General features: G+C 67.9%; 9 protein-coding genes and 4 pseudogenes. 2 read left to right on the forward strand and 11 right to left on the reverse strand.

The window, feature by feature from the left end:
- Positions 1-328: 328 nt before the first annotated feature.
- Positions 329-754 (forward strand): annotated as a pseudogene (locus OH809_RS07975) (IS30 family transposase); the annotation flags it as partial.
- A 75-nt stretch (positions 755-829) separates the two neighbouring features.
- Here the strand turns inward: OH809_RS07975 and OH809_RS07980 are convergent.
- The 4 genes from OH809_RS07980 to OH809_RS07995 form a co-directional block, all read right to left on the reverse strand.
- The gene (locus OH809_RS07980; protein WP_406423076.1) at positions 830-2,401 is read right to left on the reverse strand and encodes a DUF6851 domain-containing protein; all 1,572 of its coding nucleotides are present in this window, start codon (positions 2,399-2,401) and stop codon (positions 830-832) included.
- Positions 2,402-2,568: 167 nt separating this feature from the next.
- Positions 2,569-4,146 carry a DUF6851 domain-containing protein gene (locus OH809_RS07985; RefSeq protein ID WP_406423075.1) on the reverse strand — a complete coding sequence of 526 codons (1,578 nt, stop codon included), beginning with the start codon at positions 4,144-4,146 and terminating at the stop codon, positions 2,569-2,571.
- 151 nt (positions 4,147-4,297) lie between these two features.
- Positions 4,298-5,734, reverse strand: coding sequence for a vanadium-dependent haloperoxidase (locus tag OH809_RS07990; protein WP_406514968.1), 1,437 nt, complete (start codon positions 5,732-5,734; stop codon positions 4,298-4,300).
- The gene (locus OH809_RS07995; protein WP_406423073.1) at positions 5,731-6,651 is read right to left on the reverse strand and encodes an aromatic prenyltransferase; all 921 of its coding nucleotides are present in this window, start codon (positions 6,649-6,651) and stop codon (positions 5,731-5,733) included. Before OH809_RS07995 ends, OH809_RS07990 begins: the two co-directional genes overlap by 4 nt.
- Before the next feature lie 288 nt (positions 6,652-6,939).
- Here OH809_RS07995 and OH809_RS08000 point away from each other — a divergent pair, with 288 nt between their 5' ends.
- On the forward strand, positions 6,940-7,122 hold the full coding sequence (locus OH809_RS08000; protein ID WP_406514969.1) for an aromatic prenyltransferase: 183 nt from the start codon (positions 6,940-6,942) through the stop codon (positions 7,120-7,122).
- Positions 7,123-7,834: 712 nt separating this feature from the next.
- On the opposite strand, the gene OH809_RS08005 is transcribed toward OH809_RS08000, so the two are convergent.
- The 7 genes and pseudogenes from OH809_RS08005 to ureA form a co-directional block, all read right to left on the reverse strand.
- Positions 7,835-9,382, reverse strand: coding sequence for an NCS1 family nucleobase:cation symporter-1 (locus tag OH809_RS08005; protein WP_406423071.1), 1,548 nt, complete (start codon positions 9,380-9,382; stop codon positions 7,835-7,837).
- 283 nt (positions 9,383-9,665) lie between these two features.
- Positions 9,666-9,851, reverse strand: a pseudogene (locus OH809_RS08010) (nitrate reductase); the annotation flags it as partial.
- Between the two features lie 86 nt (positions 9,852-9,937).
- Positions 9,938-10,933, reverse strand: a pseudogene (locus OH809_RS08015) (TIGR03842 family LLM class F420-dependent oxidoreductase); the annotation flags it as partial.
- An 11-nt stretch (positions 10,934-10,944) separates the two neighbouring features.
- Positions 10,945-11,886 (reverse strand): annotated as a pseudogene (locus OH809_RS08020) (amidohydrolase family protein); the annotation flags it as partial.
- Between the two features lie 485 nt (positions 11,887-12,371).
- Positions 12,372-13,415: an agmatine/peptidylarginine deiminase gene (locus OH809_RS08025; protein WP_406423070.1), complete on the reverse strand. Its 1,044-nt coding sequence runs from the start codon at positions 13,413-13,415 to the stop codon at positions 12,372-12,374.
- A 47-nt stretch (positions 13,416-13,462) separates the two neighbouring features.
- Positions 13,463-15,175 (reverse strand): urease subunit alpha, encoded by a 1,713-nt coding sequence (locus OH809_RS08030; RefSeq protein WP_406423069.1) that lies wholly within the window; start codon positions 15,173-15,175, stop codon positions 13,463-13,465.
- Positions 15,175-16,014: an urease subunit gamma gene (gene ureA / locus OH809_RS08035; protein WP_406423068.1), complete on the reverse strand. Its 840-nt coding sequence runs from the start codon at positions 16,012-16,014 to the stop codon at positions 15,175-15,177. Before ureA ends, OH809_RS08030 begins: the two co-directional genes overlap by 1 nt.
- Positions 16,015-16,301 lie beyond the last annotated feature (287 nt).

Here is a 16,301-nt window from a genome sequence, read left to right on the forward strand (position 1 = left end):
CTGCAATCTACATCTCTCTGACAATCTGGCAGGGCTTTGGCGACAACAACCCGCAAAGGCCTGCGACGACGGTCTCGCCGGTCAGTCACCGGTGAGGGCGAAAGCGTTTCGGACCAGCCTCGAGTCGGGACGGCGAGTGATCGTTCACACGTTCGATTCTAGGAGCATCCATCGACCGCCTGCAGCAAGCGCCACGCCCCTTGTCCGTAGGCGCGTTCCTCCCGCCTACCGGTGCCGCCTATCAGCCTCGCCGTAGCCGTCTTACGGTGTTCTGCGGGAACGGCAGTCCGTGCTTGTGCGCTGATGTACGTGGTCGTTGATTGGCAAGAACAGCGGATCGGCGATCGGCACCCTCGTCGAACGCAGCACCCGATACCTGATGCTGGTCCACCTGCCCGGCGACCACAGCGCGGCAAGCCTCCGCGACGCCCTGACCGACACCGTGAAAACCCTGCCGCCGCACTTGGTGCGGTCCCTCACCTGGGACCAGGGCTCCGAGATGGCCGCCCACCACGCCTTCAGCATCGCCACCGACATCCCGGTCTGCTTCTGCGACCCCGGCAGTCCCTGGCAGCGCGGCTCGAACGAAAACACCAACGGCCTGCTCCGCCAGTACTTCCCCAAGGGCACCAACCTCGCCACCCACAGCCGCGAGCACCTCGACGCCGTCGCCGCCGAACTCAACAGCCGCCCACGCAAAACGCTCGGCTGGGAAACCCCAGCCGAGCGCCTGTCTAAACTGCTCGCGGCCTGAACAACCGACCACGTGTTGCAACGACCCCTCGAATTCGCCGAACGGTGGGGGCCCCTTTCTGCTGCGGCAGGGCCGTCAGTTCTTGACGTTGCCCTTGACGTGCCGCTGTACGAACTCGTAGGCCAGGTCGCCGAACTGCTCACCGAAGACCAGGGACCTCTCAACCGTCTTCTTGAAGTGGACGCCGCCATCCACCCGGCTCCTGGCACACGCCTTGTCGAACTCGGTCCAGGTGGAGAAGTGCACCTTGACGTCCTTGGCGGGGGCGATCCCCGGCTCCACCAGCGCCTTGCCGGCCGGGAAGTTGAACGTCCAGTCCAGGTTGTCGGAGCCGAAGTAGCGGCGCGCCGCCTGTGACCCGGCGGCACACAGCGTCGTGGAGCCCGACGGGTACTCCGGGTGGTCGCCCGTCGGCAGGTAGCCGACCCACTCGTTAGCGGGCATGTCGTTGACCGTGCCCATGCCGGGACCACCCCAGGCCGTCAGTTTGCTGCGGCCGTACACGTGCCGGACCGCGCTGATCGGCCGCACGGCGTCGAACCGGTGCTTCTGGTGCCAGGCGGCGATCGTCGTGTCGAAGGTCGCCAGGATGGTCTGGAGCGTCCACTGAGCCCAGCCGTGCACGCCCATCTCGTCGTTCTGGTCGTGGTTCCGGGCGACGATGATGGACGAGTAGCCGATGCCCCACAGCTTGTTGTCCATGACCTCGGCGAGCGCCTTGCGCTCGTCGGTGAGCGACGCAGACGCCTCCAGGATCTCGTCCACCGAACGCTTGTACTCCTGCGGCCGGGTGTGGTCGCTGTGCGTGGGCGCGGCGAGCTGGTACCGGGAGGGGTCGGTGAAGATGTGGGGCTTGGTCAGCCGGATCTGCGGGGTCACGAAGTGCTGGGAGACGTAGATGCCCATGTCACCCGGGCCGCCGCCGACCCGACGGCCGTTGTGGGGGCCCAGCTGCGGCTGCCAGCGCGAGGGGTTGACCAGCTTGTAGGGCGTGTTGACGGGCTGGTAGCCGGTGTAGTCCGCCCAGGGCCTGGGGTTGTACTTGCGGCCGCCCTCGTAGCCGAGGACGTTCATACCGTCATTCGACAGGGCCTCCCAGGCGGTCTTGGCCGCCACGTTGCCGATGCCGATCGGGCTGGTCAGGTTCTCCGACTCGTCGTCCGGGTTCAGGCCGAGCGCGACCATCACCTGCCGCAGGCCGCCCACGTTACGCGGCAGCAGACGCTTCCAGATGCCGAGCTGGGCGTAGATGACGGCGATGTTCATGTTCCGGTTCGTGGCGGACTCGCTGGAGGGGCGGCGGGGGATCCGGGAGTACACGCCGACCGCGGTCGGGTGGTACGGCGCCAGCGCGTCGAACGCCGCCAGCATCGCCGCGCGGTTCGTCCACAGGAAGACGGTCGCGTCCATCGGCCCGATGAACGCCAGGCTGGGCGACTGACCGGCCTGGTCGTCGTCGGGCTGGGCCCACTTGACGTAGTTGTCTTTGTCCAGGTCGAGGTCGATCTTGAGCGGCTCATCGTTCGTGACGGCACCGGCCGTGCGGGAGAAGGCCAGCATGGTCAGGGCGGCCGAGGTGCCGCCGAGCAGCAGCGATCTGCGGCCCAACGAGGAGCCTGAGACAGAAATGTGTCCGGACGTCGTCATGATCGTCTTCCTTATTCTTGACAGGGAAGGGCCTCCAGAGGCGAGGCTGCGGAGGGGCCCTTCATGAGGAACGGGATATCGATGGCTGCGCCGTGGCCTTCTGGCCTCGTCGGCGGAAGCCGAGCGCGGCGGCGGGCAGGTGGGCCCACCGCCGCGGTGGAAGGGGGTCAGTTCTTGACGTTGCCCTTGACTTGCCGCTGTACGAACTCGTGGGCCAGGTCGCCGAACTGCTCACCGAACTCGATCGACCGGTCGACGGTCTTCTGGAAGTGGACGCCGCCCCACACCCGGCTGTTGGCACAGGTCCGGGTGAACTCGGTCCACGTGGCGAAGGTGATCGACAGGTCCTTGCCGGGGGTCTGCCCCGGCTCCACCAGCGTCGAACCCGCCGGGTAGTGGATCGTCCAGTCCAGGTCGTCGGAGCCGAAGAAGCGCCGCGCGGTCTGCGAGGTGGCCGAGCACAGCGTCGTGGAACCCGACGGGTACTCCGGGTGGTCACCCACCGTCAGGTAGCTGCGCCACTCGGAGGCGCGGATGTCGTCGACCGTCCCCATGCCGGGGCCGCCCCAGGCGGTGATCTTGCTCCTGCCGTACACGTGCCGGACCGCGCTGACCGGGCGGCAGGCGTCGTACTTGGCCTTCTGATACCAGGCGGCGATCAGCGGGTCGAACGTCGCCAGGAGGTGCTGAAGCATCCACTGGGCCCAGCCGTGCACGCCCATCTCGTCGTTCTGGTCGTACATCCGGGCGATGACGATGGACGAGTAGCCGATGCCCCACAGCTTGTTCTCCATGATCTCCGCGAGAGCCTTGCGCTCGTCGTTGAGATTGGCCGACGCCTCGATGATCTCGTCCGCCGAACGCTTGTAGGCGCGGGCGTTGGTGTGGTCGCTGTGCGTGGGCGGGGCCAGGTGGAACTGGGCCGGGTCCTTGAAGATGAGCGCCTTGGTCCGACCGGCCTGCGGGGTGATGAAGTGCTGGGCGACGAAGATGCCCATGTCGCCGTGGCCGGGAGCGCCGAGGCGGCGGCCGTTGTGCGGGATCAGCTGCGGCTGCCAGCGCGAGGGGTTGACCAGCTCGAAGGGCGTGTTCACGGGCTCGTAGCCGGTGTAATCCGCCCACGGCCTGGGGTTGTACTTGCGGCCGCCCTCGTAGCCGAGGACGTTCATACCGTCATTCTTCAGGGCCTCCCAGGCGGTCTTGGCGGCCACGTTGCCGATGCCGACCGGGCTGGTCAGATCCTCCGACTCGTCGTCCGGGTTCAGACCGAGCGCGACCATCAGCTGCCGCACGCCCTCCGTGTCATGCGGCAGCATACGCTTCCAGATGCCGAGCTGGGCGTAGACGACGGCGATGTTCATGTTCCGGTTGGTGGCGGACTCGCTGGAGGGGCGGCGCGGGATCCGGGAGAACACACCGACCGCGGTCTCGTGGTACGGCGCCAGCGCGTCGAACACCGCCAGCATCGCCGCGCGGCTCGTCCACAGGAAGACCGTCACGTCCATCGGCCCGATGAACGCCAGCCTGCCCTCCAGACCGGCCTGCGCGTCGCTGGGCTGAGCCCACTTGATGTAGTTGTCCTTGTCCAGGTCGAAATCGATCTTGAGCGGCTCATCGCTCGTGACGGCACCGGCCGTGCGGGAGAAGGCCAGCGTGGACAGCGCCATGGCCGAGGCACCGCCGACCAGCAGCGATCTGCGTCGCGGGGAGAAGCCAGAGACAGGAGAGCGTCCGGAAGTCGTCATGATGATTTTCCTTGTCTCATTTTTAAAGAGGATGGAAGAGGGATCGATGGCCGTTCCGTGCGCTCTCCGGGCTCGCGGGAAGAGCGGGATGAGGTTGAGCGCGGCAGCGGGCTGCGGTGCCGGTGCCCGCCGCCGTGGTGGGAGAGGCTGGTCAGTCCTTGACGTTGCCGTTGACGTGTCGCTGTACGAACTCGTGGGCCAGGTCGCCGAACTGGGCACCGAAGGTGAGGGAGGTCTCCACGGTCTTCTTGAAGTGCGCGCCCGCCCATACCCGGCTGTCGGCACAGTCCTTCTCGAAGTCGGTCCAGGTGGCCCAGGTCAGCTCGAGGTCGGTGGCCGGGACGGTCCCCGGCTCCTTCTGTGTCGAGCCGGCCGGGAAGGCGTGGGTCCAGTTCAGGGCGTCATCGCCGAGGAAGCTCCGGGCCGCTTGTGCTTGGGCGGCGCACAGGGTGGTGAAGCCGGAGGGGTATTCGGGGTGGTTACCCACGGGCAGGTAGCCGGTCCACTCGTCGGCGGGGATGTCGTCGACGGTGCCCTTGCCTACCCCGCCCCAGGCTGTCACCGGGTCGCTGCCGTATACGTGCCGGACGGCGCTGAAGGGCCGTACGGAGTCGTACTCGCGCTTGTGGTGCCAGGCGGCGATCAGGCTGTCGAACCGCGCTACCGAGGTCACCATGAACAGCTGGACCCAGCCGTCCAGGTCCAGGTCGTGTGCCATGGCCGCGGCGCGCGGCGACAGGGTGACCGACAGGGGCGTGTGTTCGAAGAACTCCGCCTTGACCTTCTGCTCGTCGGTGAGTTCGGCCGACGCCTTGAGGACCTCGTCCACCGCGTGCTGGTAGGCGCTGGGGTTGGTGTGGTCGAGGTGGTCGGGTGCGGCCAGTGCGAACTCGCTGGGGTCCTTGTAGGTCTGGGGGGTGACCAGCCCGAGTTGTGGGGTGGCGAATCGCTGGGCGGTGAAGACGCCCTTGTCGCCCGGACCGCCGTCGATGCGGCGGCGGTGCGGCTCGGTCGCGGGCTGCCAGTGTGAGGGGTCGGCCAGCTCGTCGGCGGTGTTCACCGGCCGGTAGCCGGTGTAGTCCTCATAGGGCAGGCCGTTGTAGATGCGGGCCTTGTCACCGAGGTGGTTCATGCCGTCGTGCGCGCGGGCCGCGACGACGGACATGCCGGCCGTGTTGCCGATACCGACCGCGGTGGTCAGGTCCTCGGACTCGTCGTCAGGGTCCAGGCCGAGCGCGCCCATCGCCTGCCGCAGGACGGGTTCCCGCTCCTCGAACACGGCCTTGGCCACCTGGTACAGGGCGTACAGGCCGGCGATGTTCTTGTTCCGGTTGGTGGCGGACTCGCTGGCGGGGCGGCGCGGGATACGGCAGTACACGCCGATGGCGGTCGGGTGGTAGGGGGCCAGCGCGTCGAACCACGACGTCTGCAGCAGATGGGTCAGCCAGGTATACGAGGCCACATCCCCCGGCGCCATGGCATCCGCCGGAGGATAGCCCCCGCCACCATGAGTAGTGATCAAGTCCCGGATGAAGTTGCCGTTGTCGAAGTCGAAGGGTATCTGCTGGGCGCGACCGGATGTCGTCACGAGGTGGGGCCTTCCTGCGCTTTGATTGCCTTCATATGCACAGCGGAAACCTGGTAGTACGCCGCGAGGTCCAGGACTTCATGCTCGTGTGACCACTTGGCGGCCGAGGCATTGATGAGAGCACCGGCGTATTTGTGCGGCGTGGCCCGCATGAACTGCTCGATCCTCGGTTCCAGCCGGGCGGGAAGTTCCGCCAGGTCGATACTGCGACGCGGCTGCGGCGCGAAAGAGATCCGGTGAATCTCCTTCGCGTCCCAGCTGAGCGTGGTATAGATCCGGTACGCCTTGCCCGCGTACGCCAGCATCTCCTCGCTCGGTTCGCTCATCCCGGTTTCGCGTAGCATGGCCAGCACGGTCTTCGGGTCGAGGTTTCCGGCAGTGACGGCAGGGGCCTGGAAGTACAGGTTCATTGTTTTGTTTTTGTAGTCGACGCCGATCAACGCCACGTCATCCAGACCGTAGCGGGCGAAGAATTCGGCGTTCTCGCCCACCGCGCGCGGCATGGACGGCAGGTCGGCCAGCTTCGACACCTTCTGCGGGTCATGAGGGAAGTTCGCGTAGATCTTCTTGAAACCGCCGACGATCCCGCAGTCAACGTAGTGCTCACTGGTGGGGGCCAGTGCCACGATCTCCGAGAGCAGGGTGCCGGCCGGATGATCCGTCTCCGCGAGAATTCCACTCGCCAGTGCGTGGGCATAAGGGTCATCGATCCCCGGAGAAACCTGGATGGAATACTCCATCTCCGCTACCCGCTCGCTGGCCTGGAGACTGAAGATGACACCGCCGTTCGCCGAGAATCCACCCTCGTACGCGGATAGGATCGGCCAGACCTTGTCACGCGAAAATGGCGCATCGACCAGTCGAGCCGATTCCTCGATGGCCGAGTACAGCTCTTCTGCCCCAATACCTTCGGACATCAAGCACTCCAAGCAGTCGATGCCGATACATTCATTCTATGAAATCCTGGTCAGCGACCCTACCAGTCGCCACTCAAGGGTCACTCGAAATGAACTAAGGAAAGGAATCTTCTTGACATGCCGAGTGCTCGACATCGACACTTCACGGGGTGATGAAAATGGGGCGTGCCATGCCCGTCGGCCCTGCTCATCGTAGACAAAACAAATGTCAGGCCGACGTCCTTATTCACGTAGACGCTCAGCATGAACTGCTCAGATTGAACTGGAGGACAAAAGACCAGCACAGGCATGGAAGGTCTTTACGCCACCATCGGGGAAACGTCCGGACTGCTGAACATATCCCCCTCGCGTGACAAGGTCTGGCCGATCCTGTCCGCGTACGACCTGGAGAAGGTCGTCGTGGCTTTCCGGGTGACGACGCGCGGCAGCCAGGACCTCGACTGCCGTTTCACGGCGCTGCCGCTGGCATGACTTCGCTCGCAGGCGCCATCACCATCGCCGGAAAGACCGTGTCCCGCTTGCTGAACTGGCCAAGGCGGGCAAGCCCATCAGCTTCACCGCAGTGGCCCGCCAGGCCGGGGTGAGTACGGACTTCCTCTACCGGAGTCCGGAAGTACGCGCCCGGATCGAGCGACACCGAGCCAAGGCCGGATCGCCTCCGGCAGCGCCTGCAGATCCTCCGGGCAGCTCATCGACCTCGGCCGCTGAGCCCACAAACAGCGGCAGGCATCGCCCTCCGCCCGTCAGCTACGGGACACCGACCTCAAGGAACTGGTCAGGGACGTCTATGACGCCAACTACCGTGACAGCGTCATGCCCCATCGATCCGAACCCGCTCAGAGGCGCCGCCCGCCCCGACGCTCCTGGGACTTTTCAGGGACGTTCAGCCCTGCCTGAGGGACTTCCGAGGGACTTTTCGCTGCCTGACGCGGCAAGCCCCCGAAAGATCTGAAAGGGCCTCCGACGCAGATCAGAGGCCCTTTCAGAGGCAAATCCGCAGGTGGCGGCAGACGAGTCGGGCTGTACGCCGGGTACAGGCTTCCTACCCCGGTGTCACAGCAGCAAGGCCGGTTCTCCCCTGCCGCAGGAGATCACCCCGGGTCCTCACCCTGCGGATGGCGCGCACGCCCCCGCCTCGCGGCGGTGCGCCGCGGGGCGGGGGCAGCTGCTGGGTTTCGGGCTCTCAGCGCCTGGTGCGTTCGCCAAGGTTGAGGAGGGTGTAGAGGAGGAGGGAGGAGGCGAGGCCGACGGCCCAGCCGTAATCGGCGAGGGGTTTGAGGACGGGGATGAGGCCGTCGGTGGGGAAGGGGCCCTGTGCGGTGCCGTTGGCGTCGACAGTGGAGTAGGAGCCGCCGATGGCGAGGACGCCGCCGACGAGGAGGGCAAGGACGGCGCGCAGGTTCCAGCCACCCGTGTACCAGTAGCGGCCGGCAGGGCTGTACAGCTCGTCCAGGGCGAGTTGGGTGCGGCGGACGATCCAGTAGTCGGCGATCAGGATGCCCGCGACGGTGCCGAGCAGGCCGCCGACGACGCCCAGCCAGGTGAAGATGTAGACGTGCGGGTTGGCGATCAGTCGCCACGGCATGATGGCGATCCCGACCACGCCCGTGATCAGCGCGCCGGTACGGAAGTTGATGAAGCGCGGGACCAGGTTGGCGAGGTCGTACGCCGGGCTGACGACGTTGGCCGCTATGTTCACCGACAGGGTGGCGACCAAAACCACGAGCAGGGCGAAGAGCGTCCCCGCGACGCTGTCCATCTTCGCGGCGAGCGCGATCGGGTCCCAGATCGGGACGCCGTAGACCGCCTGCGAGCCCGAGGTGACCAGCACTGAGAGCAGCGCGAACAGCGTCATGGTGGTCGGCAGACCCAGGGCCTGACCACGCATCTGGGCGCGCTGGCTGCCGCCGAAACGGGTGAAGTCCGGAATATTGAGCGACAGCGTGGACCAGAACCCGATCATGCCCATCAGAGCCGGGAAGAACACCTTCCAGAAACCGCTTCCCCACCCCAGCGCCGACGGCTGCGACAGCAGCGGACCGAACCCACCCGCCTTCACCGCGATCCACACCAGCAACGCCAGCGCGCCCACGATCACGAACGGCGCGGCCCAGTTCTCGAACCGCCGCAGGGTCTCCATGCCCCGCGCGATCACCGCGATCTCCAGCGCCCAGAACAGACCGAACGACAGCCACAGTGTCCACGGCTGCCCAGCGACCTGACCGGCGGTCTGCCAACCGCTGCCGAAGAGCTTCCCGGCCAGCAGGAAGATCCCCTCGCCGCCGATCCAGGTCTGGATACCGAACCAGGCACACGCCACCGCCGCCCGAATCAGCGCCGGCAGATTCGCACCCCGCATCCCGAACGACGCCCGCGCGAGCACCGGGAACGGAATCCCGTACTTCGTCCCCGCATGCCCCGTGAGCAGCATCGGCACCAGCACGATGAGGTTGGCCAGCGCGATGGTGAGGACCGCCTGCTTCCAGTCCATGCCGAGCGCGACCAGACCGGAGGCCAGGGTCCAGGACGGGATGTTATGAGCCATTCCCACCCATAGACTCACATAGTTGTAAACACCCCAGGTGCGTCTCTCGACGGGCACCGGCGCCAAGTCGTCGTTGGCGAACCGGGCGTCGTCCAGGACGACCCCCTCGGCGAGGGCGACGCGGCCATCGGGATAGGTCTGCTGGATCGTGGACGTGTCGGGTATTGACGGTGCGCTGGAGGACATGAAGCCACCTCGGCTCGCGGAGTCTCGTGCGGGGAAAGTGACCTTCCGAGAGCTCGACACTGGGCCCTCGGGGTCATACAAGGGAGCGGGACGACAGTCAGCCCCTGGCGCTGCTCGCGGGAAAGGGGCCAAGGCCGCAGGCGCCGGCTCAGCCAGATGCAGCAGCAGCCCACGGCGACAGGCCGAACCCGGACGAACCGGACCCTTCCCCTCCCGCCTGACGGGCACTCCCACGAACCCGCAGGTCAGCGCCCCGCGCCCATGTTCGTGTTTTCTCTTGCGCGATACAGAGTGCGGCGAAGTTGTACGTGGTCCAGTTGCGCCGCTCCAGGGGAACGGGCAGCAGGTCCTCGTTGATGAAGCGGTTGTCGGCGGGGACGGCTCAGGGGGCGAGTTCCACCCGGTCCGGCGGCGCGGATATGCGGTCCTGCGGTGGGATCGGTGGAGTAGGTGGGACGGTCGATGTCATGGCGGCTGGACCCTTCGCTCGGGAGCGGTGCCGTGCGGGCTGGGGAGGGGGCGCGTACAGCCGTGGGGGGAGGCGCGGGTCAGACGGGACAGGGCGGGGATGATCTCGGAGCCGTACGCGTCGATCGTCGCTTCGCGCGCATCGTGCATGTTGTAAACGGCGAACTGGTCGACGCCCAGGTCGCGCAGCGCCCGGAGCTTCTCGATGTGCGCCTCGGCGGGGCCGAGGAGGCAGAACCGATCGACGATCTCGTCGGGGACGAAGGCGGTGTCCGGGTTTCCGGCGCGCCCGTGGTGGCTGTAGTCGTATCCGGCACGCCCCGCGATGTACTCGGTCAGTGCCTCGGGTACGAGGCCGGAGTGTTCGCCGTACCGGGACACCAGGTCCGCGACATGGTTGCCGACCATGCCGCCGAACCAGCGGCACTGCTCGCGGGCGTGGTCGAGGTCGTCGCCCACGTACGCGGGGGCGGCGACGCAGATGGTCACGGAGTCCGGGTCGCGGCCCGCCTCCGCCGCCGCGTCCCGTACGGCCTCGATCATCCACTCGGTGAGGAACGGATCGGCGAGCTGCAGGATGAATCCGTCGGCTTTCTGTCCGGCGAGGGCGAGCGCCTTCGGACCGTACGCGGCCATCCAGACAGGCAGCCTGCCGTTCTTCACCCACGGGATCTGGACCGGCTGCCCGTCGACGGTCGCCTCCCGGCCCTCGGCGAGGTCGCGGATGACGTCGATGGCCTCGCCGAGGCGGGCCAGGGTGTTGGGCTTGCGTCCGGCGACGCGCATCGCGGAGTCGCCGCGGCCGATGCCGCAGACGGTGCGGTTGCCGTACATGTCGTTGAGGGTGGCGAAGGTGGAGGCGGTGACCTCCCAGGTGCGGGTGCCCGGGTTGGTGACCATGGGGCCGACGACGAGGCGTTCGGTGTGCTCGAGGATCCGGCTGTAGATGACGAACGGTTCCTGCCAGAGCACCGCCGAGTCGAAGGTCCAGCCGTAGCGGAACCCGTTGCGTTCGGCGCGGCGCATCAGGCCCACGACGGCCGAGGCGGGCGGGTCGGTCTGGAGGACGAGTCCGAAGTCCATGGCAGGTGCTCCTAGTCCAGGTACTGACTGGTGGCGCGCGGGGTGTAGATGCCGTGGCCGGCACGCCCGGTGAACTTCCGCCGGTCGATGACGACTTCGCCGCGCGAGAGGACGGTCTCGACCTGTCCGGTGATCTGCTTTCCCTCGTACGCCGAGTAGTCGACGTTCATGTCGTGGGTCTCGGCGGAGAGGGTCTGCTCGGCGTGCGGGGCGTAGATGACGACATCGGCGTCTGCGCCCGGGGCGATGGTGCCCTTCTTCGGGTAGTGGCCGAACATCCGGGCCGGGGAGGCGCAGGCGATCTCGATCCAGCGGCGGCGGGAGATGTGGCCGTCCACGACCGCCTGATGGAGGAGGTCCATCCGGTTCTCCACGCCGGGCATGCCGTTCGGGATCTTCGAAAAGTCTCCGCGCCCCAACTCCTTCTGGCCGGAGAAGCAGAAGGGGCAGTGGTCGGTGGAAACGACCTGGAGCTCGTTGTTCCGCAGGCCGCGCCAGAGCGCCTCCTGGTGCTCCTTGGGCCGCAGCGGGGTGGAGCAGACGTACTTCGCGCCCTCGAAGTCCGGCTCGGCGAGGTTGTCGGTGGAGAGGAAGAGGTACTGCGGGCAGGTCTCGCCGAAGACCGGAAGTCCCTTGTGGCGGGCGGCCGCCAGCTCGGCGGCGGCCTCGTCGGCGGAGACGTGCACGATGTACAGCGGGGATCCGGCGACACGGGCGAGCTGGATGGCACGGTGAGTGGCCTCGGCCTCCAGCGCCACCTTGCGGACGTCGCCGTGGTAGCGCGGGTCGGTGCGGCCCGCGGCCAGTGCCTGTTCGACGAGCACGTCGATCGCGATGCCGTTCTCGGCGTGCATCATGATCAGCCCGCCGTTCCCTGCGGCCCGTTGCATGGCGCGCAGGATCTGGCCGTCGTCGCTGTAGAAGACACCGGGGTACGCCATGAACAGCTTGAATTCGTTGAAACACCCCTTGCACGTCTCGTAGCCGCCTGAGGACCGGGCTGCCGCATCGAACGCACATGGTGGCCCATCCGCCTGATCTCCGAGCGGATCGCGCCGGAACTCGGATCACGGGCAGGGCACCGTGGACGACGGAATGCTCGCGACCACAGGGCCATGGGCCATGACGTCGAGGGCCGCCTGGAGCACTGCCTCGCGAGTCTGTTCAAGGCGTTTGCGGCGGGTGGGCGGCATGAGGATCCCCTCTGCCCGGTCGGATAGGCGGGCCGGTCCTGGGGGTGGCCGCCGACATCGAATCACCCCCGTCGGCCAAACCCCTGGAGCGGGGGCCGCGTTCGCGGTGTGATGAGCAGACCGAGCACACCGCGAACGCTGCTTTGCCGAGCAGTGGATCGCGGGCGCTCCCCGCGATCACGCCTTCGCACGAGTGCAAGCTCCCGCGGGAGATGGAGGGAAGTTCCACACTCGCGCTCGTGTCGTCAGACGCGGGGCTGCTGCTGCGTGATGCAGTGGATCCCGCCGCCGTTCGCGAAGATCTCGCGGGCGTCGACCAGTTCGATCTCGCGGCCGGGGAAGAGCTTCGCGAAGGTCGCGGCGTTCTCCTCGTCGCGCGGGTCGTCGAAGCCGCACAGCACGACCGCGCCGTTGGCGACGTAGTGGTTGATGTAGCTGTAGTCGACCCAACCGTGGCCGTCGTCCTCCAGCACGGTCGGCGCCGGGATCTCGACGACCTCGAGGGCGCGCCCACGCGCGTCGGTGGCGGAGCGCAGCAGCTTGAGGTTCTCCCTGCCGACCTCGTGGTCCGGGTGCGCCGGGTCGGGCTGGGTGTGGCACAGGACCACGCCGGGGCGGGCGAAGGAGGCGATGATGTCGACGTGGCCGCGGGTCCCGTTGACGTCGTAGTCGCGGGTGAGGCCACGCGGCAGCCAGATGACCTTCTCGATTCCGAGGTACGCGCGCAGTTCGGCCTCCACCTCGTCCTTGGTCCAGCCGGGGTTGCGTCCCTTGTCGAGCTGCACGGTCTCGGTGATCACGACGGTGCCCTCGCCGTCGACGTGGATACCGCCGCCCTCGTTGACCATACGCGACACGTACCGCTTGGCGCCGGACAGTTCGATGACCTGCTCGGCGGTGTGCTGGTCGCGTTCCCACATGGCCCAGTCCTGGGCACCCCAGCCGTTGAAGATCCAGTCCGCGGCAGCCAGGTTGCCCGCGCCGTCGGTGAGGAAGGTCGGGCCGCTGTCGCGGATCCAGGCGTCGTCGAGCGGGCGCTCGACGACGGTGAGCGGCGTGGCGACGTACGGCGCGATGGTGTCGGCCTCGCCGACGTTGGCGACCATGGTGACCGGTTCGTAGCGGGCTATGGTCTCGGCGACCTTGCCCCAGGCGACGCGGGCGTGGTGCAGGTCGTGGTCGCCGCCTTCGAACGTCGCGTTGGACGTGGGCCACGCCATCCAGGTCCGCTCGTGCTCGACCCACTCGGCGGGCATCGAGAAGCCGTCTGCGGCCGGGGTGTTCGTCATGTCGGGAGTTCCTTGTCCGGTGCTCGGTGAGGGTGGAGGGTCGTGGGTCAGAGGAAGTAGAGGCGGTTGAGGGAGACGGAGTCGGCCGGCTCCGACGTGATCGGGTCGCCGTCGAGGGTGACCAACCCGGTGTCGGCGGCGACCCGGACCTCGGCGGTGCGGTTGTTGAAGCGCATCGCCGCGGGCCCGATCCCGCGCGTGCCGCGCACTCCGACGCGGCGCCGCCTGGTGGGCATCAGGTCGCCGCCGGTCTCGGCGGCTGCCTGGCTGGTGAACGCGACCGACAGTTCCGCCGGGGCCGCGCCGTGCGCGCCAAACTGCGGTCCGAGCACCAGGGGTTCACATGTGTCGGTGGAAGCGTTGGGGTCGCCGACGACGCCGTAGGCGGGGAACCCGGCCTTGAGTACGAGCTCCGGCTTGGCCCCGAAGTGGTCCGGCCGCCACAGCACGAGGTCGGCCATCTTGCCGGGCTCGATCGACCCGACCTCGTGCGAAAGTCCGTGCGCGATCGCCGGGTTGATGGTGAGCTTGGCGATGTAGCGCAGTACCCGGGCGTTGTCGTGCCGTCCGTCAGCGGGGTCGCCTGCCAGGGGCCCGAGTGCGGCCTTCATCTTGCCTGCCATGGCAAACGTACGGCGGACGGTCTCGCCCGCGCGGCCCATGCCCTGAGCGTCGGACGACGTGATGGGGATGACGCCCAGGTCGTGCAGCACGTCCTCGGCACCCATCGTCCCGGCCCGGATGCGGTCACGCGCCATCGCGGCGTCGCCGGGCAGGTCCGGCTTGAGGTCGTGCGCGGAAACGATCATGCCGAAGTGCTCGGCGACCGCGTCGCGTCCGAACGGCAGCGTCGGATTCGTCGACGAGCCGACGACGTTCGCGACCCCGGCCATGCGCATGACGTTGGGTACGTGCCCGCCACCGCAGCCCTCGATGTGGTACGCGTGGATGGTGCGGCCCTCGAGCACCGCGAGTGTGTCCTCGACAGACAGGCACTCGTTCAACCCGTCGGTGTGCAGGGCCACCTGCACGTCGTGGTCCTCGGCGACGCGCAGCGCCGTGTCCAGTGCCCTCGCGTGTGCGCCCATGTCCTCGTGGACCTTGAAGCCGGACGCACCTCCCTCGACGAGCGCCTCGTCGAGCGGGCCGCGGCCGGAGGACGAACCACGGGCCAGGAAGGCGATATTGACCGGCCACGCGTCGAACGCAGAGAAGGCATGTCGCAGCGCCCACGGCGAGTTGACGCCGACGCCCCACACCGGCCCGAACTCCTGCCCGACGATCGTCGTCACGCCCGCGGCGAGCGACGCCTCCATGATCCGCGGGCTCATCAGGTGGACATGGGTGTCGATGGCGCCCGCAGTGGCGATCAGGCCCTCGCCGGAGACGATCGTCGTGCCGGTGCCGACCACCACGTTCACGCCGTCGAGCGTGTCGGGGTTTCCGGCCCGGCCGATCGAGGCGATGCGGCCTTCGCGGATGCCGATGGACACCTTGCGGATGCCCTGCACGGCGTCGATGACGACGACGTTGCTGATCACGACGTCGCACGTCTCGCGGACCGTCGCCGCCTTCAGATGCAGCCCGTCGCGTGCGGTCTTGCCGAACCCGGCCAGGAACTCCTCGCCGTGCTGCTGCGCGTCCGACTCGATCTCGATGATCAGCCCGGAGTCGCCGAGCCGGATGCGGTCGCCGGCGCGCGGGCCGTACGTCGAGGCATAGTCGCGGGGATCGAGGAATCCCCCGGTCGCGGCAGTCATCAGACCTCACCTTCCTTGTAGATCCGGGGCTCTGCCGTCACATCGGCGCCGGTGTCGAGGTAGCCGCAGGCGTGCGCGCGGCGCAGTGCCTCGCCCTTCGCGCCGGGCGCGTCCAACGGCCCGTCGACCAGTCCGGCGAAGCCGATCGCGATGCGCGCGCCGCCGATCGGGACCAGGCCGACCGAGACCGTCGCGCCCACGTCGAAGCGCACCGTGGTGCCGGCGGGGATCGCGGCTCGACGCCCGTAGGCGGCCGAACGGTCGAACAGGAGCCGGGGGTTGGCTTCGAAGAAGTGGAAGTGCGAGGTGACGCTGACCGGCACCTCCGCGGTGTTGCGTACGTCGACGGTCACCACGTCGGCGTCTGCGAACGGATCGTTCGGGGCGTCCCCGAGCAGCACCACACCGGGCGCCTCGTCGCCCAGTGAGCCGCGTCCGGCCTCGTCGGGCTGCGGTGCGGCGAAGCCGCCGGTACGCGAACCGCCGGTGTGGCAGGCGCGGTCGATCGGGGTGGGCGGCGCACCCGCCCCTTCGGCGGACCGGAACGGGTCGGTGACCACGGCGAGCCGGGTGGCGTCGTCGAAGACCGCCTCGACCTGGATGTCGCCGACGATGTCGACGACCCCGGGCAGCACGTCGTCGGGGCCGAGCACGCTGCGTGCGAGGTCGATGGCCTCGACGAGGCGCCTGCCGTCGCGGGCCGCCTCGCAGACGGTGTCGGCGATCAGCGCGTGGGCTTCGGGGACGTTGAGCCGCAGGCCGCGGGCGCGGCGGGCACGCGCGAGCTCGGCCGCTGTGAAGATCAGCAGCCGGTCGCGCTCGGTCGGGGTGAGTCGCATGGAACCTCCGGTCAGTGCGCCGTTCAAGGCAGGATCGAACGGCGTTCCAAAGAAACGTCAACACCGTTTACGTAGAAGGAAGTGCGCCGCACTCCCGTTGGGTTCTCCGGCGGCGATATCGCGCGTCCCGCCTCCCGGCACCTCACCGCGATCGAGGCCGCCGTCGACCACCAGGGCGACGGCGGGGCTCCGATGCACGCCTCGTCGGCGTCCCCGACTCAGGGCAAGTTCGGCAGCGGGTACGCCCGTTCGGCGTCCCGGTGTGACCGGTCTCGTCGTAGATCAAA

This window comes from Streptomyces sp. NBC_00873 (assembly GCF_045207415.1).
Taxonomy (GTDB): domain Bacteria; phylum Actinomycetota; class Actinomycetes; order Streptomycetales; family Streptomycetaceae; genus Streptomyces.